Here is a 717-nt window from a genome sequence, read left to right as displayed (position 1 = left end):
TCACCTGGAGGGTGAGCGTGCCGGCGGCGCGGTCGGCCGCCAGCCGCAGCATCTTCGGGCCGAGCGCGGCCAGCAGCACGCGATCGGCGGGGACGCCGGCGGCGGTCAGGGTGTCCAGGTAGCTCGCGACCTTCGCCAGCGGGGACGTGTATTCGGCGTCGACCTCGCGGTGGCCCGCGCCGATGCCGAGGAGGAGCCGGCCGGGGTGCTCGCGCGTGATCCGGTGGTAGGAGCCGGCGACCTCGTCCGCGTCGGCCTGCCACACGTTGAGCACGCTGGTGCCCACCACGATCCGGCTGGTGGCGTCGAGCAGCCGTTCCGCCGCGCGGAGGTCGGCGGCCGGCGACGCGGCCAGCCAGACCGCGCCGTAGCCGGCTTCTTCCAGCGCGACGGCGTCCGCCGCGGTCGCCTCGGCGGCGGTCAGGTAGGCGCCGAGCGGTCCCAGTTCGATCGTCATGATCACGACTTCACCACCGGCCGGCGAGGCGAACCAGCCCCAGCTGCCACGTGCTGCGATAAGCTCACCTTATCGTCGATGCCGGGGAGGGGACGTGGAGCTGCGGGCGCTGCGGTATTTCGTGACCGTCGCCGACGAACTGCACTTCGGCCGGGCCGCCGAGCGGCTGCACGTCGCGCAGCCCGCCGTCAGCCAGCAGATCGCCCGGCTGGAACGGGAACTCGGCGTCCGCCTCCTCGACCGGTCACCCCGGCGGGTCC

2 protein-coding genes are annotated in these 717 nt (G+C 73.9%); one reads left to right on the top strand and one right to left on the bottom strand.

From position 1 onward, the window contains the following. Positions 1-457 (bottom strand): LLM class flavin-dependent oxidoreductase (locus tag G3I65_RS20295; RefSeq protein WP_160697504.1); only part of this gene is annotated, 457 nt, incomplete at its 3' end. 94 nt (positions 458-551) lie between these two features. Here G3I65_RS20295 and G3I65_RS20290 point away from each other — a divergent pair. After that, the coding region (locus G3I65_RS20290; RefSeq protein WP_160697503.1) for a LysR family transcriptional regulator at positions 552-717 on the top strand (166 nt) is incomplete at its 3' end.

The sequence above is a fragment of the Amycolatopsis sp. SID8362 genome, from assembly GCF_010550475.1.
Lineage (GTDB): Bacteria > Actinomycetota > Actinomycetes > Mycobacteriales > Pseudonocardiaceae > Amycolatopsis > Amycolatopsis eburnea.
This window is presented reverse-complemented; position numbering and strand designations above follow the sequence as displayed.